The organism is Bradyrhizobium sp. 192 (assembly GCF_023100965.1).
GTDB classification, from domain to species: Bacteria; Pseudomonadota; Alphaproteobacteria; order Rhizobiales; family Xanthobacteraceae; genus Bradyrhizobium; species Bradyrhizobium symbiodeficiens.
Genome location: NZ_CP064690.1, coordinates 6,443,427 through 6,465,824 on the forward strand (window position 1 = coordinate 6,443,427; position 22,398 = coordinate 6,465,824).

The window sequence follows — 22,398 nt, forward strand, 5'->3', positions numbered from 1 at the left end:
CCGAGACGTCAGACCGCGCAATAGCGCTCCTGGATGTCCTTGTCCGCGAGCAGCGCCGCGGCGCTGCTTTGATGCACGACCTCGCCTTGGTCGATGATCACGGCGCGATCGGCCAGCCGCAGCGCCCATTCGACGTTCTGCTCGACCAGCAGCAGCGTCTTGCCCTCGTCGCGCAGGCGGCGGAACAGCACGCCCATCTCCTCGACGAGGACGGGCATGATGCCCTCCGAGGGTTCATCCAGCAGGATCATCCTGGGCTTGCCGATCAGCGCGCGCGCGATCGCCAGCATCTGCTGCTCGCCGCCGGAGAGCGTCACTCCCTCCTGGTCCAGCCGCTCCTTCAGGCGCGGGAAGGTCTCGGCGATCTCGTCGATGGCCGTGCGCTCGTCGATCTCGCTGCCGGCCGCGACCAGACCGAGCCGCAGGTTCTCGCGCACCGACAGCCCGGGAACGATGCGCCGCTCCTCGGGTACGTAAGCGAGGCCGAGGTGGAAGCGCTGATGGGCGCGCAATGGCAGGAGCTCCCTGCCCGCAAAGCGCACGCGGCCGGTCGCCTTCGGCATCAGGCCCATCATGGTTCGCAAGGTCGTGGTCTTGCCGGCGCCGTTGCGGCCGACGAGGGCAACCACCTCGCCCTCCTTCACGTGCAGCGAGATGCCGTGGAGGATGTGGCTCGCGCCATACCAGGCGTGGAGGTTTTCGATTTCGAGCAGCGCGGTCTCAGCCATAACCTTCACTCTGTCCGAGATAGACCCGGCGCACGTCCGGATTGCTCCTGATCTCGTCGGGCGCGCCGTCCGCGAGCAGGCGGCCATGGTGCAGCACCACGACGCGCTTGGACAGGCCCAGCACCATCTTCATCTTGTGCTCCACCAGAAGCACGGTGCGCTTGTCCGCAAGCCGCTCCAGCAGCGCGACCATGTCCTTGGTCTCCTCCGGACCCATGCCGGCTGTCGGCTCGTCGAGCAGCAGCAACTCCGGCTCGGAAACCAGCGCGATTGCGATCTCCAGCGCGCGCTGCTGGCCATGCGAGAGGAATTTTGCCAGATCGCCGCGCTTGCCGAGCAGGCCGACTGCGTCCAGCGCCGCATCCGCACGCGCATGCAATTCGGTCAGCCGGTCGCGGTTGCGCCAGATGTCGAAGCTCACGGTCAGCGCCTGGGCTGCGACGCGCACGTTCTCGTGCACGGACAGGTCAGGGAAGATGTTCGTGATCTGATAGGAGCGCGAAATGCCCTGATGCACGAAACGGTGCTGCGGCAGGCCGTTCAGCTCGCGCCCACGGAAATGCAGCTTGCCGGACGTCGGCGTCAACACACCGGAGAGGATGTTGAAGAATGTGCTCTTGCCGGCGCCGTTCGGCCCGATTATCGAGGTGAGCTGCCCCGCCGCGAAGGACAAGGTAATATCCTCGAGCGCGACGAAGCCGCCGAAGCGCTTGCCGATCCCTTCGGCGCGGAGCAGTTCGCCGCTCATCGCCGCGCCTTTCCGATGCCAAGCGTATCGAGCAGCGTGCCCCAGATGCCCTTGGGCAGGAACAGCACGAACAGCACGAAGATCGCGCCGACGAAGATCTGCCAATGCGGCGTCCACAGCGAGATGACGTCCTCCAGGATCAGGAAGCTCGCCGCGCCGACGAAAGGCCCGAAGAAGCTGCGGGCGCCGCCGAGCAGCACCATCATCACGATCATGCCCGAGGTCTGGTAGTGCAGGATGTCGAGCGGCACGATCGACAGGTGCAGCGCAAGCATGCAGCCGCCGAGCGAGGAGATCGCGCCCGACAGCATGAACACGACCAGCTTGCTGCGTTCGACGTCGTAGCCGCAGGCCCGCGCGCGCTGCTCGTTCTCGCGGATCGCCTCGATGACGGCTCCGAACGGCGAGTTCAGGATGCGCGACTGGAACCACATCGCCAGCGCCGCGAAGGCCATCAGCACGTAATATTTGTTGACGGGGTCGAGGAAATTAACCTGAAGGCCAAACAGGCTGATCCGGTCGACGGTGAAGCCGCGCAGGCCGTTCTCGCCGCCGGTGAAGGAGGAGGCCTGAAGCGCGACGTAATAGACCAGTTGCGCCAGAGCGAGCGTCACCATCGAGAAATAGATGCCGCGGGTGCGCGTCGAGATGATTCCGATCAGGGCTGCCAGGCAGGTGCTGAGGAACACGGCGAGCGCGACCGCGGCAAACCACGGCACGCCGTAGCGGCCGATCGCAATGCCGGTGAAGTAGGCGCCCGCACCGAAGAACGCGGCCTGGCCGAACGACAGCAGCCCGGTGTAGCCGAACAGCAGATTGTAGCCCATCACCACGACGCCGTAGATCAGGACGTTGACGGCCAGCGCCTTGGACGGCAGCAGCCAGGGCAATATCGCCAGCACGGCGATGGAGAGCAACACGCGGTGGTCGAGAAGCCGGCCGAGCCCGCCCGGCGCAGGCTTGGCGAGAGCCTCGCCGCTCGAAGGGTGCGTCACGCCGTCCTCCCTCTCACGCCGAACAGGCCTTGCGGGCGGATCAGCAGCACCACCGCCATCAGCGCGAACATCACGATGGTCGCCATTTCAGGCGCGAACAGCGCCACCAGGCTGATGGAAATGCCGACCATGAGGCCGGCCACGACCGCGCCGACGATCGAGCCGAGGCCGCCGATCACGGTCACGACAAAGGCCTCGGCCAGAACCAGCGAGCCCATCTCCGGATTGACGCTGCGCATCGGCCCGGCGAGCACGCCGCCGAGCGCGGCGAGCCCGACGCCGAGGCCGAAGATCGCGAGCCACACCCGGCCGATGTCGACGCCGAGCACCTGCATGATGGTGGGATCGCGCGCACCCGCACGCACGATCAAGCCGACACGGGTCTTCTCCAGCGTCAGCCAGAGCACCAGCAGCACCACCGCTACCAGCGCGATGACGAACAGGCGATAGCGCGGGAAGAAGCCGACGCCGAGATCCAGCACGCCGACCAGCTGCGGCGGGGTCGGAAACGGAATGCCGTCACTGCCGAACACGATGCGCACGCCCTCGACCAGGACGTAACTGAGGCCGAAGGTGAGCAGCAGCGGATCGTCGATCGAGCGGCCATAGAGCCTGCGGATCAACACGAACTCGATCAGCATGCCGAAGGCGCCGATCAGGATGGGCGCAAGCAGCAATCCCCACCAGAAGCTGCCGGTAAGCGAGGCCAGGTACAGCCCCGCATAGGCCCCGATCATGAACAGCGCGCCATGGGCGAAATTCACCACTCCGAGCATGCCGAAGACGATCGTCAGTCCAAGCGCAGTGATCACCAGGACCGCGCCAAGCGCGATCCCGGAGAGAAGCTGCATGATGATCAGCGACAGGTCCATCGTCTCAAGTCTTAGGTCGCGTGGCCGAGCTCGCTGCAGCTGCGCAGCATGTCGTCCGAGGCGGTGTCGTTGGCGAGAATGGCGAACAGGTCGTTGTCGCCCGCCATGGCGGACTTCTTCTTGGACTCCAGCACCAGCACCGACTGCACCGACTGATGGTCGCATTTGCGATAATGCTGCGGTCCCTTGGTCAGATCATATTGCAGCTTCTCCAGCGCATCGATCACCTTGTCTGTGTCGGTGCCGTCGGCGGTCTGCATCGCGGCCAACAACGATCCGACGCCGGAATAGCCGTAGGCACCGTAATCGGTCGGGATCGCGCCACCATTGGCGACCTTGAACGCCGTGTTGAACGCGGCTGCCGACTTGCTCTGCGCCTCCAGGCCCCAATAATAATTGGCACCGCCGACCACGCCCTCGAACACGTCGGGGCCAACCGCGAGGCGCTGGTTGTGCAGGATCACCGGCACGACGATCTTCATCTGCTGCTTGACGCCGAAATCCACCGCCTGCTTGATCGCATTGGCCTGATCGCGGCCGAAATTGGAGATGCACAGCACGTCGGGTCGCATCGACATCAGGCGCGGCATGAAGGTGGAATAATCGGCCGCACCGAACGGATGCAGGATCTCGCCGACATTGTCCGCGCCGATCGCGGCCTGCGCGCGCTTGAAGCCGCGGAGCATCTCGTGGCCATACGCATAGTCGGCGACGAGATGAGCGACCTTCATGCCCTTCTTCAGGGTCTGCCGCGCCACCGCAGCCGTCGTCATGTGCGGGTTCAGCGCCTCGTGGAAAGTGTACTTGCTGAAATCCTTGGCTTCGTTGATGGTATCGGACTGGCTGATCGACACGTAGATCACGCCACGAGCGCGGGTGACCTCGTTGACCGCGAGTTGCATGGCGCTGGAGAGCGCGCCGACCACGGCGTGAACCTTGTCCTTCTCGATCAGCTCGAGCGTCCGCGTCGCGGCCTCGCCGGCGTTGAGCTTGTCGTCCCGCACCAGCAGCTCGACCTTGCGGCCGCCGATGCCGCCCTTGTCGTTGACGAGCTTGACTGCGAGCTCGGCGCATTTGACCTGATCGCGCGCTTCCGCCGCGAACGGGCCGGTCAGCGGCGTCGGAAAGCCGATGCGGATCGTCTCGTCGGCGGCGCGGCCCAGACGAGGCATCGCGAGCAATGCAGCGCCTGCCGAGAGGCCGGCGAGCGCGGTGCGGCGGGTTATTTTCGGGGTCGAACCGGATTTGGGCATGATTTCCTCCAAGGTCTTTTTCAAGTGTGTTTTTCTAGAAACGCTTCAGGGCTGTCAGGACTTTCATCGGGGTGATCGGAATCGAATTGATCGCTGCACCGAACGGCGCGAGCGCGTCGTTGACGGCGTTGAGCACGCAGGCGGACGCCGCAGCCGTACCGGCCTCGCCGACCCCCTTGGCGCCGAGCTCGGTGTCGGCGGTCGGCGTCTCGACATGGGCGATGACGATGTCGGGCATCTCCATCGGCATCGGCACGAGATAGTCGGCGAGCGAGCCGTTCACGAGTTGGCCGGTGTCGCTGTAGCGGCATTCCTCGAACAGCGCCGCGCCCAGCCCCTGCACGATACCGCCGCGCAGTTGCTCGTCCACCAGCATCGGATTGATGACGCGGCCACAATCCTCGACAATGAAGTGCTTCAGGAGTTTGATGAGCCCGGTCTCGACGTCGACCTCCAGCGAGCAGCCCTGGATGCCGTTGGTAAAGGCGAACGGGTAGCCCTGCGGCGCGAAATGATGGCTCACGGTAAGCTGCGCCTGCGTCCCCGGCGGCAGCGTGTCGGAACGGAAATAGGCGATGCGCGCGATCTCGGAGATTGGCATCCGCTGGTTCCGCGTCGCCGCGTCCACTACCTGGCCATCGATGATATCGAGCGCCGATGGCTGCTCCTGCAGGATCAGTGCAGCGATCTCCAGGATGTTGCGCTTGAGCGCGCGCGTCGCCTGCAACGCGGTCTCGCCGCCGATGCCGGCGCCGCGGCAGGCCCAGGTCGCGCCACCATGCGGCGTCACCTCGGTATCGCCGGTGATGACCTTGACGTGTTCCTGCGCGAGGCCGAGTTGGTCGGCCACGATCTGGCTGATGATCGCCTCGGTGCCCTGCCCCTGCTCGGTGACCGAGATCAGGCAGCGCACCTCGCCTGACGGCGTCAGGCTGAGGATCGCGCCGTCCTGCGAGGAGATGCGGGCGCCGCCGACCCCGTAGAACGCCGGGCTCGGATTGGTGATCTCGACGAAGGCCGCAATGCCGATGCCGCGATGGATGCCGCGCTTGCGCAAGTCCGCCTGCTCCGCGCGCAAGCCGTCATAGTCCATCATCTCGTGCAGGCGCTTCAGGCACGCCTGATGCGACAGCGCCTCGAAGCGATAACCGGTGGGTGACGTCTGCGGATAGGCGTCGTCGGGGATGACGTTCTGCGCGCGGATGGCGAAGGGATCGAGGCCGAGCTTGGTGGCCGCCATGTCAACGAGACGCTCGGTCACCGCGCAGGCGATGGGATGGCCGACGGCGCGATACTGGCTGGTCTGCACCTTGTTCTGGAAGATCACCTCCAGCGTAGCGCGGTAGTTCTTGAAGCGATAGGGCGCGCCCATCAGGCGGATCACCTGATTGCCCTCGACCACGCTGGTGCGCGGATAGGTCGAGAACGCCCCGATCGCGGTCAGGTCCTCAACGTCCATCGCCAAAATCCCGCCCTTTGCGTCGAGCGCCATACGAGCACGGACGCGATGGTCGCGGGCGTGGATGTCGGAGACGAAAGACTCCATGCGATCGGCAACGTATTTCACGGGCCGGCCGAGCAGGATCGAGAGACCAACCACCGCCATGTCCTCGTGATAGACATGCAGCTTCATCCCGAACGAGCCGCCGATATCGGTCGCGATCACGCGGACGCGGGCTTCCGGGATGTTGTAGTGGCGCGAGTAGAGGTCCTGGAATTGATACGGCGTCTGGGTGCCGTGATGCACGGTGAGCGTACCCGCGGAAGGATCGTAGTCGGCGACGATGGCACGTGGCTCCAGCGTCACCGCGGTGTGGCGGCCGAAGGTGAATTCCTCCTCCACCACATGGGCCGCATGTGCAAAGGCATCGTCCACGGTGCCGTTGTCGAGCTGGCTGCGGAAACAGATGTTATTGACGCTGCCGGGGTTGACCAGCGGACCGCCGGCCTCGCGTGCGACGTCGAGGTCTACGACGACGGGAAGGTCCTCGTAATCGACTTCGATCAGCTCCAGCGCATCTTCGGCGATCGCCCTGCTCTCGGCGACGACGGCAACCACCGCCTGCCCGGCCCAGACCACGCGATCCACCGGCAACGGCCATTGCGGCGCGGAGGTCATGCCCTTGAAATGATCCAGCGTACCGGTCCACGGCGTGCATATCTTGGCGAGATCAGTACCGGTCGCAACGAGATGCACGCCTTCGATTGCGCGCGCCGGCTCGGTGTTGATCGAGACGATCTTTGCGTGCGCATGCGGACTGCGCAGGAAGGCGGCGTAGAGCATGCGCGGCAGACGGAGATCGCTGACATAGCGCCCCCGCCCGGCCAGCAACCGCTTGGCATTCGGCCGCGGCACGGAGCGTCCGATGTAGGAATTCGGGCGATCGAGCGAGGTCAGCGTCGCGGTCATGTTGCGCCTCCACTCGTACCGCGCGCTTTGGCCACCGCATCGATGGCGTCGACGATGGCCTCATAGCCGGTGCAGCGGCAATAATTGCCCGACAGCGCGTCGCGAATCTCCTCGCGACTCGGCTGCGCCACCTGCGAGAGCAGCTCGTGGGCGTTGACCAGCATGCCCGGCGTGCAAAAGCCGCATTGCAGCGCATTGCGGCGGTGGAATTCGACCTGGAGGTCAGCAATCGCGCCGCGCTCCGACAGGCCTTCGATGGTGTCGATGGTGGCGCCGTCGGCCTGCACCGCGAAGATCAGGCAGGAATGCACGGCGCGGCCGTCGAGCTGCACCAGGCAGGCACCGCAGGCGCCCATCTCGCAGCCGGCATGCGTGCCCGTCAGCTCGAGCCTGTCGCGCAGGCAGTCGACCAGCGTCTCCCGTGGCGCGACCTCCCAGGCGACCTTGCGGCCGTTGACGACCATGCGAATGCGCACCGTCTCGTCCGCCTCGTTCAGCAGGCTATCGTCGAAGCCGCTCATGCTCCCTCACCGAGACGTCCGAGCAGGCGGCCAAGCAATACGCGGGCGAGATGCAGCCGCATCGCGGGCGGCACCTCGTCGCTCTCGGGCGGCTCGAGATCGCCTTCGAGCGCGCCTTGCGCGGCGGCGATGCGCCCCGCATCCAGGCGCGAGCCGATCAAGGTCGCCTCAGCCCCCTTCACCCGTAGCGGCGTGTTGCCGACGGAGAAGAAGGAGATACGGATGTCGTCGATACGTGCGCCGGCAAAGGTCGCGAGCATACCGCAACCGACCAGCGCGTAATCCCCACGACGCCGCGCCAACTCGTCGAACGCAAAGCGCTGATCCGCCCTGAACAGCGGAACATGGATCGCCGTGATCAGCTCGCCCGGCTGTAGCGCCGTCTCGAACAGGTCGAGGAAGAAGTCGTCGGCCTTGACGCGGCGGCGGCCTGACGGCCCGGCGATCTCGATCTCGGCATCCAGCGCCAGGGTCATCGCAGGAAATTCGGAAGCAGGATCGGCCAGTGCGACGCTGCCGCCGAAGGTGCCGCGGTTGCGGATCGCGGGATGGGCCACGAACGGCGCCGCAGCATGCAGCAGCGGCGCGAACTCGGCGATCAACGGCTCGCTGAGCATCTCGCAATGGCGCGTCAGCGCACCGATGCGCAAATGCCCGCCTTCGCGCCTGACGCCGCGCAGCTCGTCGATATGGGTGATGTCGATCAGCAGCCGTGGCGCCTGCAGTCGCAGCGACAGCGCCGGCACCAGGCTCTGGCCGCCGGCGATGAAACGCGCGTCGTCCCCGGCGCGAGCGTGAGCATCCAGCGCCTGGTCGATCGTCGCAGCACGAAAATAGCTGAAAGCCCTCGCCTTCACTGCCGTTTCCTCGAGATCCATCGGCTCATCAGCCGGGATGCCAGATTTGTAACCATCTGGTCTCAAAATCCTGACACGACGCCAGGGGGCGGTCAACAGGAAATGACCATTTGGTCACAAAAGCACATTGGGTTATGAAGACAGCGGCAGGTTGATTCAGCGACGAGATGGCCCGAAAAGCGCAGAAAACGGCGAAGCAACCGGCCCGCAAGCGGACCGCGACAGGCAGCAAGTCCGCGCCGAAGCGTCGCAACATGCGCGCGGCCGACCGGGAGCGCGCGATCGTGGACGAGGCTGTCCGCTTCTTCGCCGAGCGCGGCTTCGAGGGCCAGACCCGCGAGCTCGCCAAGCGCATGGGCATCACGCATTCGGCGATCTATCGCCACTTCCCCAGCAAGGAAGCGCTGATCGAGCGGGTCTACCAGGAGGTCTATCTCAGCCGCTGGTCGCCGGATTGGGCTCCGATGATCCGCGATCGTTCATTGTCACTCGAAGCGAGGCTCACGCGGTTCTATCTCGACTATGTCGAGCGCGTGTTCGAGTACAATTGGGTGCGGATCTTCGTGTTCTCCGGCATGAAGTCGTTCGGCATCACCGGCCGCTATCTCGACATCGTTCGCCGCGAGATCATCGAGCCGGCGGCGGCCGAACTGCGCCACGAGCTCAGGCTGCCCAACGCGAAGGCGCATTCATTGAGCGAGCGCGAGACCGAGCTGTTCTGGGGGCTGCACGGCCGCATCTTCTATCTCGCGATCCGCAAGTTCATCTACGAGACGCCGATCCCGGCCGATCTCGACGCCATCGTCCGCGACGCCGTCCAGACCTTCATGGACGGCGCGAAGACGACGATGCCGAAGCTGCTCGTAAGCGGCTAGCTACTTCGAAAGGCTCGGCAGATCGAGGCCCTTGTCGCGGGCGCAGTCGATCGCCGTCTCGTAGCCGGCATCGGCATGACGCATGACGCCGCTGGCGGGATCGTTCCACAGCACGCGCTCGATCCGCTTGGCGGCCTCAGGCGTCCCGTCGGCGACGATCACCATCCCGGCATGCTGCGAATAGCCGATGCCGACGCCGCCGCCATGGTGCAGCGACACCCAGGTCGCGCCGCTGGCGCAATTGAGCAGCGCGTTGAGCAACGGCCAGTCGGACACCGCGTCCGAGCCGTCCTTCATCGCCTCGGTCTCGCGGTTGGGGCTCGCCACCGAGCCGCTGTCGAGATGGTCGCGCCCGATCACGATCGGCGCTTTCAATTCACCGCGCGCCACCATCTCGTTGAAGGCAAGGCCGAGCCGATCGCGATCGCCGAGCCCGACCCAGCAGATCCGCGCCGGCAGGCCCTGAAATTTGATGCGCGCCTTCGCCATGTCGAGCCAATTGTGCAGATGCTTGTCGTCGGGCATCAGCTCCTTGACCTTGGCGTCGGTCTTGAAGATGTCCTCGGGATCGCCCGAGAGCGCTGCCCAGCGGAACGGCCCGACGCCGCGGCAGAACAACGGCCGGATATAAGCAGGAACGAAGCCCGGGAAATCAAAGGCGTTCTTCAGGCCCATGTCCTGCGCCATCTGGCGGATGTTGTTGCCGTAGTCGAGCGTGGGGATTCCTTGCGCATGGAAATCCAGCATGGCCTGGACGTGCTCGACCATCGAGGTCTTGGAGGCACGCTCAACGGCTTTCGGATCGGAGCTACGCCTGGCCTCCCACTCGGCGAGCGTCCAGCCTTTCGGCAAGTAGCCGTTGATCGGATCATGCGCGCTGGTCTGGTCGGTGACGATGTCGGGCTTGACGCGACGGCGCACCAACTCCGGGAAGATCTCCGCGGCATTGCCGAGTAGGCCGACCGAGACGGCCTTCTTCGTCTTGGCAGCCTCTTCCATGATAGCGAGCGCTTCGTCGAGCGTCGCGGCCTGGCGGTCGAGATATCCGGTACGCAGGCGCATTTCGATGCGGCTCGGCTGGCATTCGACCGCGAGCATTGAAGCGCCGGCCATGGTCGCTGCCAGCGGCTGCGCGCCGCCCATGCCACCGAGGCCGGCCGTCAAAATCCATTTGCCGGCAAGGCTGCCGCCATAATGGCGACGGCCGACTTCGACGAAGGTCTCGTAGGTGCCCTGCACGATGCCCTGGCTGCCGATATAGATCCAGGAGCCCGCCGTCATCTGGCCGTACATCATCAGCCCCTTGCGATCGAGCTCGTTGAAATGATCGAGCGTCGCCCAATGCGGCACGATGTTGGAGTTCGCGATGAGAACGCGCGGTGCATCCGCATGAGTGCGGAACACGCCGACTGGCTTGCCGGACTGCACCAGTAGCGTCTCGTCGCCTTCGAGCTTGCGCAAGGCCGCAACGATCCGGTCGAAGCTCTCCCAGTCGCGCGCGGCGCGGCCGATGCCGCCATAGACCACGAGCTCGCTCGGGCGCTCCGCGACGTCGGGGTCGAGATTGTTCATCAGCATGCGCAGCGGCGCTTCGGTCAGCCAGCTCTTGGCGCTGATCTCGCTGCCACGGGGCGCGCGGATGGTGCGGTCATTGTCCAATCGGCGGTTCATGCGGGCACCCCTTCAGCTCAGTCTCGGAAACGGATCGATTGAAAGCTTGGCGAGCGTTGCGGCCGGCAGCGCATCAACCTCGATCAACGCGGCGGCTTTGGCGAGATCGCCGGCCATGTAACGGTCGGCCCCGAGCGTCGGCACCTGCTCGCGAAGCTTCGCGATGACGGCGACGAGCGGCGCGCTGGTCGCATGCGGTGCGCGCAATGTGATGCCTTGGGCTGCGACCAGAAGCTCGATGCCCAAAATGGCGGCGAGATTGTCGGCCATGTCGGACAGGCGCCGCGCAGCGTGCGCGGCCATCGAGACGTGGTCTTCCTGGTTGGCGCTGGTTGGCGTCGAATCGATCGAGCAGGCAGAAGCGCGCTGCTTGTTCTCGGCGTAGAGCGCGGCGGCCGTCACCTCGGCGATCATGAAGCCCGAGTTGATGCCGGGATCCGGCGTCAGGAACGGCGGCAGGCCAAAGTTCAGCGCGGGATCGACCAGCGTGGCAATGCGCCGCTCGCTGATTGCGCCGATCTCCGACAACGCCAGCGCGATCGCATCGGCGGCAAAGGCCACCGGCTCGGCGTGGAAGTTGCCGCCGGAGACGATCTCGCCGGTCTCGACCAGCACCAGCGGATTGTCGGTGACGGCGTTGGCCTCGACGATCAGCGTGCGCGCGGCCTGCGTGATCAGGTCGAGCGCGGCGCCTGCAACCTGCGGCTGGCAGCGCAGGCAATAGGGGTCCTGCACGCGCTCGTCGCCTTCGAGATGCGACAGGCGGATGTCGCTACCATCGAGCAGCGCCATCAGCGTTGCGGCCGCGGCGATCTGTCCGGGATGACCGCGCAAGGCCTGGATTTCGGGGCGGAATGGAGCAGTTGACGCCATCGCCGCGTCGACCGACAAGGCGCCGGTCACGAGTGCGGCACACGCCAGGCCGAATGCTCGGAGTACACCTGATACGGCGTAGGCGGTCGAAAATTGCGTGCCGTTGATCAACGCGAGCCCCTCCTTGGGGCCGAGTGTCAGTGGCGCGAGACCGGCGGCGGCGAGCGCATCGCTGCCGGACACGGTTGTCCCATCAACGAACGCCTGTCCCTCGCCGATCATCACGGCGGTCATGTGCGCGAGCGGCGCAAGATCTCCGGAGGCGCCGACCGAGCCCTGCTGCGGCACCAGAGGACAGATGCCTCGCACCAACATCTCTTGCAACTGCTCGATCACCTCGCGGCGTACGCCGGAGGCGCCGCGCCCGAGCGAGACAATCTTCAGCGCCATCATCAGCCGAACGATCGGCTCCGGCGTCGCCGGGCCGACGCCGCAGCAATGCGACACGATCAGATTGCGCTGGAGCAGCGCAGTCTGGTCGGGCGGAATTCGCTTCGAGGCCAGCTTTCCGAACCCGGTGTTGATGCCGTAGACGGGAGCGTCCGCCCGCGCGGCTTTCGCAACGATCGCCGCGGCAGCCTCGACCCGTGGCCAATATGATGGATCGAGGACGACAGGCGCGCCTTCAAGCACGCGTGCGAGATCGTCGAGGCTGACCGTTCCCGGCGTGACGACGATCGCTGCGCCTTGGCTCGTCACTGTCCCCTCCACACCCGGCGATGCAGCGGATTGAAGCCGATGCGGTAGACCAGTTCTGCGGGCCGCTCGATGTCCCAGATCGCGAGGTCGCACCATTTACCGGCTTCCAGCGTTCCGGTCTCACCGAGCACGCCCAGCGCTCGCGCGCCTTCACGGGTGATTCCGGCGAGGCACTCGACGACATTCATCCGGAACAGCGTCGCGCCCATGTTCATCGCGAGCAGCAGCGACGTCAGCGGCGAGCTGCCGGGATTGCAGTCGGTTGCGAGCGCCATGGGAACACCGTGCTTGCGGAACGCCTCGACCGGCGGCTTCTGCGTCTCGCGGATGAAGTAGAACGCGCCGGGCAGCAGCACGGCGACAGTGCCGGCCTTTGCCATCGCAGCGGCGCCGGCTTCGTCAGTATGCTCGAGATGATCGGCCGACAGCGCCGAGAATTTGGCGGCGAGCGCAGCACCGCCGAGGTTCGAGAGCTGATCGGCATGCAGCTTGACAGGCAGCCCGAGCCCCCGTGCCGTCTCGAATACGCGCGTCGTCTGCCCGGCCGAGAACGCGATGCCTTCCATGAAGGCGTCGACAGCATCGGCAAGTCCGGCCTTTGCGATGGCCGGCAGCATCTCGTTACAGACGAGATCGATGTAGCGATCCTTGTCGCCATCGGCCTCGGGCGGCAGCGCGTGCGCGCCGAGGAAGGAGGTGCGGATCGCGACCGGCCGCTGACGACTGATGCTGCGCGCGGCCGCGAGCTGCCGCATCTCCGTCTCGGTGTCGAGGCCGTAGCCGGATTTGATCTCGACCGTGGTTGCGCCCTCGCCGATCAAGGCATCCAACCGCGGCAGGGCGCTCGCGACGAGTTCGGCCTCGCTCGCCTTGCGCGTCGCGGCCACTGTGGAGACGATGCCGCCGCCGGCGCGTGCGATCTCTTCGTAGCTCGCGCCCTTCAGGCGCAGCTCGAATTCGTGCGCGCGGTTGCCGCCATAGACGAGATGCGTGTGGCAATCGACCAGGCCCGGCGTGATCCAGCGGCCCTCGCAGTCCGTTCGCTTGATCGCGTCGGCATCAACAGGAAAGTCCGTCGCCGCGCCTGCATAGACGATATGGCCGCCGCGCGCGGCGATCACGCCATGCTCGATCTCGCCGAGGTCGGGCCGATCGGCCCGCATCGTGGCGAGCCGGGCATTGTGCCAGATCCGGTCGAAGCGCTCTGCCATGCAACGGTCCCTTCGCGGATGTCCCTACGCCCTAGGATGCTTGACTTATATGTCTAGACATATAATCGTAAGGCTCTTCTGTCCAGCCGGCGTGTCATCAATCATGTCCCGACTGCATTTCGCCTCCGCGCTCCTGCCTTCGGGCTGGGCCAATGACGTGCAGGTGGTGATTACCGCCGGCGCGATCGCGGCGGTGACGGCGGGCGTGCAGCCAGCCACCAGCGACGAGCGCCACGCAATTGCGGTGCCGGGATTGGCGAGCCTGCACAGCCACGCCTTCCAGCGCGGCATGGCCGGCCTTGCCGAGTTGCGCGGCGACAGCACCGACACGTTCTGGACCTGGCGCGAGACGATGTATCGCTTCGCCCTCGCAATGACGCCCGATGACGTCGCCGCCGTTGCGACGCTGCTCTATGTCGAGATGCTGGAGCAGGGTTTTACCCGCGTCGGAGAATTCCACTACCTGCACCATGATCGCGACGGCGCGCCCTATGCCGATCCCGCCGAGATGGCCGCGCGGATCGCGCAGGCGGCCGAGGCCTCCGGCATTGCCCTGACATTGCTGCCGAGTTTTTATGCGCATGGCTCTTTCGGCGGCGCAGCGTCTCATGACGGCCAGCGCCGCTTCATCTGCTCGGTCGATCGGTTCGCTGAGCTCATGATCGCCTCGCGCAAGGCCATCAGCGCATTGCCCGGCGCCAATATCGGCATCGCGCCGCACAGTCTGCGCGCGGTGACGCCGGACGAGCTCGCAGCGATCATTCAGCTCGCGAATGGCGGACCGGTGCATATCCATGCCGCCGAGCAGGTGCAAGAAGTCGAGGACTGCCTCGCCTGGTCGGGGCGACGACCGGTGCAATGGCTGCTGGAGCATGCGCCCGTCGACCGGCGCTGGTGCATCATTCACGCGACACACACGACGGGTGAGGAAGTCGTCGCGTTCGCAAAGTCTGGCGCGGTCGCGGGTCTCTGCCCCATCACCGAAGCGAGCCTCGGCGACGGCATCTTCCCGGCGCGCGAATTTCTCGGCGCGGGCGGTACGTTCGGCGTCGGCACCGATTCCAACGTGCTGGTTGGCGTCGCCGACGAACTGCGCCAGCTCGAATATGGCCAGCGGCTGACGCATCGCGAGCGCAACGTACTCTCCAGCGGCGCGGGCCGTTCCACCGGTCGTACATTATTCGACCATGCTCTTGCGGGCGGCGCGCAAGCACTGGCCCAGCCGACGGTCGGTCTCGTCCCTGGCGCGCGGGCCGACATCGTCACGCTCGACACGGCGCATCCTTCGCTATCGGGGCGCGTCGGCGACGCAGCCATTGACGGCTGGATCTTTGCCGCGAGCAGTGGCGCGATCGATTGCGTCTGGTCCGGCGGCCACAAGGTGGTCGAAGCCGGGTACCACAGATTGCGCCAGACCGCGCGCGAGCGCTTCAACGCGGCGGTGCGGAGGCTCGTCGCATGAGCCTCGCCACCGACGCGGCCGACCAGCCGACGCTCTACAAGCGCATCCGCGACGACATTGAAAAACGCATCCTGACCGGCGAATGGCCGCCGGGCCACCGCATTCCGTTCGAGCACGAGTTGGTCGCGCGCTACGGCTGCTCGCGCATGACCGTGAACAAGGCGCTGTCTGAGCTCGCGCAGGCGGATTTGATCGAGCGGCGGCGGCGCGCCGGCTCGTTCGTGCGCCGGCCGCAGCATCAGTCTGCGGTGCTCAAGATCGCCGACATACGCGCCGAGATCACCGCGCTCGGGCGCGCTTACGGCTATGAGCTGATCCATCGCAGGCAGCGCACCGCGACCGCGGCCGATCGTGACCGTCTCGGCGTGCAGAAGGCCGGTAAGGTGGTCGCGATCACCTGCCGGCACAGCGCCGACAAGGTGCCGTTCGCCATCGAGGACAGGCTGATCGACCTCTCGTCGGTACCGGACGCCGCCACCGCGGATTTCTCGCGCGAGCCGCCAGGCTCCTGGCTGCTTCATCATGTCCCATGGACAGAAGCCGAGCACACGATCAGCGCCATCGTTGCGGACGAGCGCACGGCGGATGCACTGGCGATCGCCGTCGGCGCCCCCTGCCTCGTGATCGACCGCTACACCTGGCGCAGCGCGCGCACCATCACCGCCGTGCGCCTGCTCTATCCCGGTGACTCTCACCGCCTTGTCGCGCGATTCAAGGGAGGTTGAGAGGATATGTCGGCACAAATCGTGCAACGCTTCCGGCAACGGCTCGCAACGGCCGGCAGTGATCAACAGGACGTCAATCCAACGATCGGCAAGAGGACGACAATCATGCGTAGTTCGACAATTTTCGCGACAATCATTGCTTTCGCGGCCGCCACTCCCGTGCTCGCCGACGACGTCAAGGTCGGCGTCGGCATCTCCGGATGGACCGGCTTCGCGCCGCTCACGCTGGCGAAGGAAGCCGGCATCTTCAAGAAGAACGGCCTCGACGTCAGCATCAAGAAGATCCCGCAGAAGGACCGCCACCTCGCGATCGCGTCCGGCGACATCCAGTGCGCGGCGACCACGGTCGAGACCTGGATCTCCTGGAACGCCAATGGCGTTGCGACCAAGCAGATCTTCCAGCTCGACAAGAGCTATGGCGCCGACGGCATGGCCGTGCGCAACGACGTCGCCGCGATCAAGGACCTCAAGGGCAAGACCGTCGCCGCCTCCGCACCCGGCACCTCGCCGTATTTCGCGCTGGCCTGGATGCTCAAGAAGAACGGCCTCACGGTGAAGGACGTCACCGTCGTCAACCTCGAGCCGGCCGCCGCCGCGCAAGCCTTCGTCTCCGGGCAGAACGACGCCGCGATGACCTATGAGCCTTATCTGTCGACGGTGCGCGCCGCGCCCGACAAGGGCAAGATCATCGCGACCACGCTGGACTACCCGATGGTCATGGACACCTTCGGCTGCACGCCGAAATTCCTGACCGAGAATCCCAAGGCCGCCAAGGCGCTCGCCGACAGCTATTTCGAGGCGCTCGACATGATCGCCAAGGACCAGGCCAAGGCTTACGAGATCATGGGCGCCGACGTGAAGCAGAGCGGCGAGCAATTCGGCAACTCGGCAAAGTATCTGCGCTGGCAGGACAAGGCCGCCAACCAGAAATTCTTCGCGGGCGACTTCCTGACCTTCAACAAGGAGGCCGCCGAGCTCCTGCTCGAGATCGGCATCATCAAGGCCGCTCCGAAGGTCGAGGACCTCTTCGACGCCAGCTTCATCAAGTAACGCCTCGATAGCCGCCGGCTCCGTCTCGCGGCGGGGCCGGCAATCTCGTTCATCGCCCGGATAGATCGTTGATGCGCCCTCTGGATCCCGTGACATCGAAGCAGCGTGTGGCCTACGGCCTTGCGTTCTTCGTGGTGTTCGTTGCCCTCTGGTCATGGGCGACCTTCGGCGGCCATGTGTCGAAAGTGTTCCTCGCCAATCCGCTGACCATGGTGCAGGAAGGCGTCGATCTGATCGCCAAGCAGGGTTTCCTGTACGACATCGGCATGACCATCTGGCGCGTCGTAGGAGGCTTTACTCTCGCCGCCATCATCGCAGTGCCGATCGGAGTGCTGATGGGCGCCTACAAGCCCGTCGAAGCCTTCCTCGAACCGTTCGTCTCCTTCGCGCGATATCTGCCCGCCTCCGCTTTCATCCCGCTGCTGATCCTGTGGGCCGGCATCGGCGAACTGCAGAAGCTGCTCGTCATCTTCATCGGCTCGGTGTTCCAGGTCATCCTGATGATCGCCGTGACGGTCGGCTCGACGCGGCGCGATCTGGTCGAGGCGGCCTATACACTCGGCGCCAAGGACCGCGGCATCATCCGGCGTGTGCTGCTGCCCTCCTCCGCGCCCGAGATCGCGGAGATCCTGCGGCTGGTGCTGGGCTGGGCCTGGACCTATGTCATCGTTGCCGAGCTGATCGGCTCGTCCTCGGGCATCGGTCACATGATCACCGACAGCCAGGCGCTGCTCAACACCGGCCAGATCATCTTCGGCATCATCGTGATCGGGCTGATCGGGCTGCTCTCGGACTTCATGTTCAAGGCATTCAACGCCTGGCTGTTTCCGTGGAGGCTCGCATGACGATCCTCAAGGTCGAGCAGGTCTCGCGCACCTTCCCCGCGCGTCACGGCAACGCACCGACCAAGGCGCTGGAGCCGACCGATCTCGTCATCGGCAACAACGATTTCGTCACCATCCTCGGCCCATCCGGCTGCGGTAAGTCCACGCTGCTGCGCATCGTTGCCGGCCTCGACCGCCCGACCGGCGGACGCGTCACGCTCGACGGCCGCGAGGTGACGGGTCCGGGCGCCGATCGCGGCATGGTGTTCCAGTCCTACACGCTGTTCCCCTGGCTCACTGTGCGCGAGAATATCGCGTTCGGCCTGCGCGAGCGCGGCGTCTCCGAGGCGGACCGCCACAGAATCGCTGACGCCTTCATCCGCCAGGTCGGTTTGTCCGGCTTCGAGAACCATTGGCCCAAGCAGCTCTCCGGCGGCATGCAGCAGCGCACCGCGATCGCGCGCGCGCTCGCCAACGACCCCAAGATCCTGCTCCTCGACGAGCCCTTCGGTGCGCTCGACAACCAGACCCGCGCCTTGATGCAGGAGATGCTGCTGGGGATCTGGGAGCGCGACCAGAAGACCGTGCTGTTCGTGACCCACGACATCGAAGAAGCGATCTTCCTCGGCAGCCGCGTCATCGTCATGAGCGCGCGGCCCGGCCGCATCAAGGCCGAGATCGCAGTGGACCTGCCGCATCCGCGCTCCTACAAGATCAAGACCACGCCGGAATTCGTCCAGCTCAAGGAACGGCTGGTCGAGGAAATCCGTACCGAGGCGCTGAAGGTTACTGAGCATGCCTGACAATCGTCCCTCCGCCGACGGCGCGCGCGTTCTCGCCGACCTCCATGCGCTGCGCGCTTTTGGCGCCTACAAGACCGGCGTGCACAAGCCGACCTTCTCGGAGCCACACAAGCTCTCCCTGGAGTGGCTCGTGCAGAAGCTGCCAGAGGCCAATCTCTCCGCGGCTGTAGACGGCATCGGCAACGTCTTCGGCACCAGCGCGAAGTCCGGGCCGAAGCTTCTTGCCGGCTCGCATCTGGAGAGCCAGAATTATGCAGGCTGGCTCGATGGCCCGCTCGGCGTGGTCTACGCGCTCGAGGCCGCCCGCGTGCTCAATATCGATCCCTCCGTGAAGGGCGCCGTCGAAGTCGCTGCCTGGTGCGACGAGGAAGGTCATTTCGGCAGCTTCCTCGGCTCGCGCTCCTATGTCGGTCAGGTGACCGAAGCCGAGATCGACGCCGCGCGCGACCGCACCAGCGGCCGCACCATGCGCGACGCACTTGCTGACATGGGACTGGCAGGACGCCCGCGCGTCGGCGTCGAGCCGGGCCGCCACGTCGGATATCTCGAGGCGCATATCGAGCAGGGTGACACGCTCGAAAGCGGCCGCCTCGTGATCGGCGTCGTGACGTCCATCGTCGGTATCTGGCAATACCAGATCAACTTTGCCGGCGAGCAGAACCACGCCGGCACCACCCGCATGGCCGTGCGCAAGGATGCGGGGCTGGCGCTGGCCAAATTCTGCGTCGCGATCGACGAGCGTTTTCCGGCCGCGTGCGGTCCCCGCACAGTCTGGACCACCGGCCGCATCACGCTCGATCCGGGCGCGCCAAGCATCATTCCGGGCGGCGCCGAAATGCTGTTCCAAATCCGCGACGACGATCCGGCCGTCATTGCGAGATTAGAGCAAGAGCTGCGCACCATGGCGGACGAGGCCAGCACGCAAGGTCCCTGCACCGTCACCGTCGAGAAGCTGCGCACCGGCGCGCCCGCCATGATGAACCCGGGCTTTCAGGATGCGATCGAAGCCGCGAGTAAGGCGCTGGCCGGCGGACGGTCCGTTCGCATGCCCAGTGGCGCCGGCCACGACGCGCAGATGCTGGCAACCGTCATGCCCGCCGCCATGCTGTTCGTGCCGTCGATCGGCGGAATCAGCCATCACTGGACCGAGAACACCGCCGACGCCGATATCGTCACCGGCGCGGAGGTGTATGTCGACGCCTGCCGCCGCATTCTCGGGGGTTAGAACGACGTCCCTCCTCCGAATCTGAACTCCTGCACGACGTCGTATTTGCCCTTGGTGATCGGCACGGCGTAGTCGAAGCGCAGCGGCCCGAACGGCGAGGCCCAGATCAGGCCGACTCCGACCGACGATCGCACCGTGTTGCCGTCGTCATATTGCAGTCCGCAGGTCGGGCACGCCTTGGTGTTGACCTCACCCGTGGCCGACCACGAGGTCGGCCCCTGATAGCCCCACAGCGAGCCGGCATCGGCGTAGACTGCGCCCTTCAGGCCGACTTCCTTGGGCAGGAACCAGAACGGCATCTGCAATTCCGCGGACGCGCCCCAATATTTCGTGCCGCCGAGCGCATCGCCGCTGGCGCCGAGACTCCAGTAGCTGATGTCGCGCGGACCGATGCCGTTCGAGGCGAAGCCGCGCACCAGGTTCGGACCCATCTGGAAGTGATCCAGCATGCGCAAATCCTGGTTGCCGAGCTTGCTGAGGAGGCCGCCCTGGAGATGGATCACGCTGACGATCTCGGAGACGAGCGGCGTGTAATATTTGGTGTCCAGCACCGTCTTCAGATAGGTGACGTCGCCGCCGACCCCGGCGAAATCCTGCCGGAAGTCGACCAGCAATCCGTCCGTCGGGTTCTTGGTGTTGTCGAGCGTGTTGTAGCTCAGCGTGTAACCGAGCGCCGAGGTCCAGGTCGCGCCGTTCGCCAGCTCCTTCCGGACCGGCAGGCTCGATTCGCCGTCGCCGTAGCAGCCATAACCATAGACTCCCGAGCTCGTGGAATTGGTCGGGTCGACGCCGCCCAGGACGTTCTGGATGTAGGACGGCGTCGGGTTGAAGGCGAGCGAGCTATTGGACGCGTTGTTGTTGCAATTGTTGTAGGCGCTGGCGAGCGTGATGCTCTGCTGATAGAGCGAATAGCGGAGCTGAAGCGAGAGGTCCTCACGCAGGGCGAGCCCGATGCGCGGAGAGAAGCCGAGCGTGGTCACGCCGTAGCTCGTATAGCTGTTCGATTTCTGCTGCTTCCAATAGGTGTCGAATCCGAGCGCCATCCGGTAGTCGAGCAGATAGGGCTCGACGAAGGACAGCGATATTCCCCGTGAATACTGGCCGTAGCTCACCGAGGCCTTGCCATAGAGGCCGCGGCCGAGCAGGTTGCGCTCGGAGATCGAGACTTCGGCCAGCGCGCCGTCGCTGGTGGAATAGCCGCCGGAGATCGAGAAGTCGCCGGTCGATTTCTCTTCCATCTCGACGTTCAGGACCACGCGATCGCTGGAGGAGCCCGGCTCGGTGACGATCTTGACGCTCTTGAAGTAGTCGAGGTTCTTCAGTCGACGCTCGGCGCGGTCGACCAGGGCGCGGTTGTAGGCATCGCCTTCCGAGAGGTCGAATTCGCGCCGGATCACGTAGTCGCGCGTGCGCGTGTTGCCGCGCAAATTGATGCGCTCGAGATAGGTGCGCGGGCCTTCGTCGATGTTGAACACGACGGAGACGGTGTGCGCCTCGAAATTCCGGTCGCCGCCGGGACGGACCGCGGCAAAGGCATAGCCGCGGCGCGAGGCCTCGATCTGCATCTCCTCGACCGACTTCTCCACCAACTCGACGTTGTAGAGCGAGCCGGCACTGACGCGCGAATAGGCGCGGAGCGTACCCGTGTCGAAATTGGCAATGCTGGAGCGGAAGTCGACGGAGCCGATGCGATATTGTGCGCCTTCCTCGATCTTGAAGGTGACGAGGAAGCCCTTCTTCTCCGGATCGTATTCGGTGAGGGCAGCCACGACCTGGACGTCGGCGAAGCCGTTCTTGAGATAGAAGCGGCGGATCAGGTCGCGGTCGGCCTCGACGCGATCAGGGTCGTAGATGTCGTTGCTGCCGAGGAAGCTGAGCAGATTGCTCTCGTGCGTCTTGATGACGTCGCGCAGGCGTGCGGCCGAGAAGGCGCTGTTGCCGATGAACTCGACCGACTTCACCGCGGTCTTGGCGCCCTCCTCGACCGTGAAGACGAGATCGACACGGCTATTCGGCTGCTCGATGATCTCAGGGGTGACCCGCACGTCATAGCGACCCGAGCGCCGGTAGATCTCGGCGATGCGCAGCGTGTCGGATTGCACCAGCGCGCGCGAGAAGGTCCCGCGTGGCTTGGACTGGATTTCCGCCGAAAGCTGCTCATCCTTGATCTTCTTGTTACCCTCGAAGGCGATGCGGCCGATCACTGCATTTTCCACCACCGACACCACGATGCGGCCGCCGGACTGATTGATCTTCACGTCCTGGAACAAGCCGGTCGCGATCAGCGCCTTGAGCGCGTCATCGACGGCGGATTGATCGAGGCGTCCGCCCGAACCGGGCCTGAAATAGGAGCGGACCGTCTCGGCTTCCACCCGGCGATTGCCTTCGACTACGATCGTCTCCGCGACTTGCGCGGCCGCCGGTTGCGGCAACAGAGCAAACGGAAGCGAACTTGCAATCGATACAGCACTCATCGCCACAACGATCAGCCAGGCCCGCAAAGACGACATTCCACACCTCAACAGCACTTCGCATGCTCTGAAGACGGGAACGCTGTGGCCGCGGTGTGGCTTTGGGATTGCCGCATGTTTCTGCG

The 22,398-nt window shown here is 65.3% G+C and carries 19 protein-coding genes; 7 read left to right on the forward strand and 12 right to left on the reverse strand.

Annotated elements, in window-relative coordinates; translation table 11 throughout:
- Positions 1 to 8: 8 nt before the first annotated feature.
- The 8 genes from IVB24_RS30240 to IVB24_RS30275 are packed head-to-tail and all read right to left on the reverse strand — an operon-like array spanning position 9 to position 8,384.
- Entirely contained in the window at positions 9 to 728 is a 720-nt protein-coding gene (locus IVB24_RS30240; protein ID WP_094971847.1) for an ABC transporter ATP-binding protein, read from the reverse strand.
- On the reverse strand, positions 721 to 1,476 hold the full coding sequence (locus tag IVB24_RS30245) for an ABC transporter ATP-binding protein (protein ID WP_094971848.1): 756 nt from the start codon (positions 1,474 to 1,476) through the stop codon (positions 721 to 723). The genes IVB24_RS30240 and IVB24_RS30245 overlap by 8 nt, the downstream gene beginning before the upstream one ends.
- Positions 1,473 to 2,471: a branched-chain amino acid ABC transporter permease gene (locus tag IVB24_RS30250; RefSeq protein WP_094971849.1), complete on the reverse strand. Its 999-nt coding sequence runs from the start codon at positions 2,469 to 2,471 to the stop codon at positions 1,473 to 1,475. Before IVB24_RS30250 ends, IVB24_RS30245 begins: the two co-directional genes overlap by 4 nt.
- On the reverse strand, positions 2,468 to 3,343 hold the full coding sequence (locus IVB24_RS30255) for a branched-chain amino acid ABC transporter permease (RefSeq protein WP_247770160.1): 876 nt from the start codon (positions 3,341 to 3,343) through the stop codon (positions 2,468 to 2,470). The genes IVB24_RS30250 and IVB24_RS30255 overlap by 4 nt, the downstream gene beginning before the upstream one ends.
- 11 nt (positions 3,344 to 3,354) lie before the next feature.
- The gene (locus IVB24_RS30260; RefSeq protein WP_247770161.1) at positions 3,355 to 4,596 is read right to left on the reverse strand and encodes an ABC transporter substrate-binding protein; all 1,242 of its coding nucleotides are present in this window, start codon (positions 4,594 to 4,596) and stop codon (positions 3,355 to 3,357) included.
- Positions 4,597 to 4,630: 34 nt separating this feature from the next.
- The gene (locus IVB24_RS30265; protein ID WP_247770162.1) at positions 4,631 to 7,006 is read right to left on the reverse strand and encodes a xanthine dehydrogenase family protein molybdopterin-binding subunit; all 2,376 of its coding nucleotides are present in this window, start codon (positions 7,004 to 7,006) and stop codon (positions 4,631 to 4,633) included.
- Positions 7,003 to 7,527 (reverse strand): (2Fe-2S)-binding protein, encoded by a 525-nt coding sequence (locus IVB24_RS30270; RefSeq protein ID WP_276578214.1) that lies wholly within the window; start codon positions 7,525 to 7,527, stop codon positions 7,003 to 7,005. The genes IVB24_RS30265 and IVB24_RS30270 overlap by 4 nt, the downstream gene beginning before the upstream one ends.
- Entirely contained in the window at positions 7,524 to 8,384 is an 861-nt protein-coding gene (locus tag IVB24_RS30275) for a xanthine dehydrogenase family protein subunit M (RefSeq protein ID WP_247774196.1), read from the reverse strand. Before IVB24_RS30275 ends, IVB24_RS30270 begins: the two co-directional genes overlap by 4 nt.
- Positions 8,385 to 8,638: 254 nt before the next feature.
- On the opposite strand from IVB24_RS30275, the gene IVB24_RS30280 reads away from it, so the two are divergent.
- Positions 8,639 to 9,259 (forward strand): TetR/AcrR family transcriptional regulator, encoded by a 621-nt coding sequence (locus IVB24_RS30280; RefSeq protein WP_247774197.1) that lies wholly within the window; start codon positions 8,639 to 8,641, stop codon positions 9,257 to 9,259.
- Here IVB24_RS30280 and hutU read toward each other — a convergent pair whose 3' ends face one another.
- From hutU to hutI, 3 genes are read right to left on the reverse strand one after another with little or no spacing between them, the layout of a single operon-like run.
- Positions 9,260 to 10,930: a urocanate hydratase gene (hutU, locus tag IVB24_RS30285; RefSeq protein WP_247770163.1), complete on the reverse strand. Its 1,671-nt coding sequence runs from the start codon at positions 10,928 to 10,930 to the stop codon at positions 9,260 to 9,262.
- A 12-nt stretch (positions 10,931 to 10,942) separates the two neighbouring features.
- Positions 10,943 to 12,502, reverse strand: coding sequence for a histidine ammonia-lyase (gene hutH / locus IVB24_RS30290; protein WP_247770164.1), 1,560 nt, complete (start codon positions 12,500 to 12,502; stop codon positions 10,943 to 10,945).
- On the reverse strand, positions 12,499 to 13,713 hold the full coding sequence (gene hutI, locus IVB24_RS30295) for an imidazolonepropionase (RefSeq protein WP_247770165.1): 1,215 nt from the start codon (positions 13,711 to 13,713) through the stop codon (positions 12,499 to 12,501). Before hutI ends, hutH begins: the two co-directional genes overlap by 4 nt.
- A 103-nt stretch (positions 13,714 to 13,816) precedes the next feature.
- On the opposite strand from hutI, the gene IVB24_RS30300 reads away from it, so the two are divergent.
- From IVB24_RS30300 to IVB24_RS30325, 6 genes are all read left to right on the forward strand, one after another.
- Positions 13,817 to 15,175, forward strand: a complete 1,359-nt coding sequence (locus IVB24_RS30300; RefSeq protein ID WP_247774198.1) for a formimidoylglutamate deiminase — start codon at positions 13,817 to 13,819, stop codon at positions 15,173 to 15,175.
- Entirely contained in the window at positions 15,172 to 15,900 is a 729-nt protein-coding gene (hutC, locus tag IVB24_RS30305; protein ID WP_247770166.1) for a histidine utilization repressor, read from the forward strand. Before IVB24_RS30300 ends, hutC begins: the two co-directional genes overlap by 4 nt.
- Positions 15,901 to 16,005: 105 nt before the next feature.
- Positions 16,006 to 16,950: an ABC transporter substrate-binding protein gene (locus IVB24_RS30310; RefSeq protein ID WP_247770167.1), complete on the forward strand. Its 945-nt coding sequence runs from the start codon at positions 16,006 to 16,008 to the stop codon at positions 16,948 to 16,950.
- A gap of 71 nt (positions 16,951 to 17,021) precedes the next feature.
- Positions 17,022 to 17,795 carry an ABC transporter permease gene (locus tag IVB24_RS30315; RefSeq protein WP_247774199.1) on the forward strand — a complete coding sequence of 258 codons (774 nt, stop codon included), beginning with the start codon at positions 17,022 to 17,024 and terminating at the stop codon, positions 17,793 to 17,795.
- Positions 17,792 to 18,577 (forward strand): ABC transporter ATP-binding protein, encoded by a 786-nt coding sequence (locus IVB24_RS30320; protein ID WP_162406694.1) that lies wholly within the window; start codon positions 17,792 to 17,794, stop codon positions 18,575 to 18,577. Before IVB24_RS30315 ends, IVB24_RS30320 begins: the two co-directional genes overlap by 4 nt.
- Entirely contained in the window at positions 18,570 to 19,802 is a 1,233-nt protein-coding gene (locus tag IVB24_RS30325; RefSeq protein ID WP_247770168.1) for a Zn-dependent hydrolase, read from the forward strand. Before IVB24_RS30320 ends, IVB24_RS30325 begins: the two co-directional genes overlap by 8 nt.
- Here the strand turns inward: IVB24_RS30325 and bamA are convergent.
- The gene (gene bamA / locus IVB24_RS30330; RefSeq protein ID WP_247770169.1) at positions 19,799 to 22,312 is read right to left on the reverse strand and encodes an outer membrane protein assembly factor BamA; all 2,514 of its coding nucleotides are present in this window, start codon (positions 22,310 to 22,312) and stop codon (positions 19,799 to 19,801) included. The genes IVB24_RS30325 and bamA overlap by 4 nt on opposite strands.
- Positions 22,313 to 22,398 lie beyond the last annotated feature (86 nt).

Coding starts and splice junctions, on each gene's coding strand:
- IVB24_RS30240 (WP_094971847.1), bottom strand. CDS start 728: ATGGCTGAGACCGCGCTGCTCGAAATCGAAAACCTCCACGCCTGGTAT.
- IVB24_RS30245 (WP_094971848.1), bottom strand. CDS start 1,476: ATGAGCGGCGAACTGCTCCGCGCCGAAGGGATCGGCAAGCGCTTCGGC.
- IVB24_RS30255 (WP_247770160.1), bottom strand. CDS start 3,343: ATGGACCTGTCGCTGATCATCATGCAGCTTCTCTCCGGGATCGCGCTT.
- IVB24_RS30260 (WP_247770161.1), bottom strand. CDS start 4,596: ATGCCCAAATCCGGTTCGACCCCGAAAATAACCCGCCGCACCGCGCTC.
- IVB24_RS30265 (WP_247770162.1), bottom strand. CDS start 7,006: ATGACCGCGACGCTGACCTCGCTCGATCGCCCGAATTCCTACATCGGA.
- IVB24_RS30270 (WP_276578214.1), bottom strand. CDS start 7,527: ATGAGCGGCTTCGACGATAGCCTGCTGAACGAGGCGGACGAGACGGTG.
- IVB24_RS30280 (WP_247774197.1), top strand. CDS start 8,639: ATGCGCGCGGCCGACCGGGAGCGCGCGATCGTGGACGAGGCTGTCCGC.
- hutU (WP_247770163.1), bottom strand. CDS start 10,930: ATGAACCGCCGATTGGACAATGACCGCACCATCCGCGCGCCCCGTGGC.
- hutI (WP_247770165.1), bottom strand. CDS start 13,713: ATGGCAGAGCGCTTCGACCGGATCTGGCACAATGCCCGGCTCGCCACG.
- IVB24_RS30300 (WP_247774198.1), top strand. CDS start 13,817: ATGTCCCGACTGCATTTCGCCTCCGCGCTCCTGCCTTCGGGCTGGGCC.
- hutC (WP_247770166.1), top strand. CDS start 15,172: ATGAGCCTCGCCACCGACGCGGCCGACCAGCCGACGCTCTACAAGCGC.
- IVB24_RS30310 (WP_247770167.1), top strand. CDS start 16,006: ATGCGTAGTTCGACAATTTTCGCGACAATCATTGCTTTCGCGGCCGCC.
- IVB24_RS30315 (WP_247774199.1), top strand. CDS start 17,022: ATGCGCCCTCTGGATCCCGTGACATCGAAGCAGCGTGTGGCCTACGGC.
- IVB24_RS30320 (WP_162406694.1), top strand. CDS start 17,792: ATGACGATCCTCAAGGTCGAGCAGGTCTCGCGCACCTTCCCCGCGCGT.
- IVB24_RS30325 (WP_247770168.1), top strand. CDS start 18,570: ATGCCTGACAATCGTCCCTCCGCCGACGGCGCGCGCGTTCTCGCCGAC.
- bamA (WP_247770169.1), bottom strand. CDS start 22,312: ATGTCGTCTTTGCGGGCCTGGCTGATCGTTGTGGCGATGAGTGCTGTA.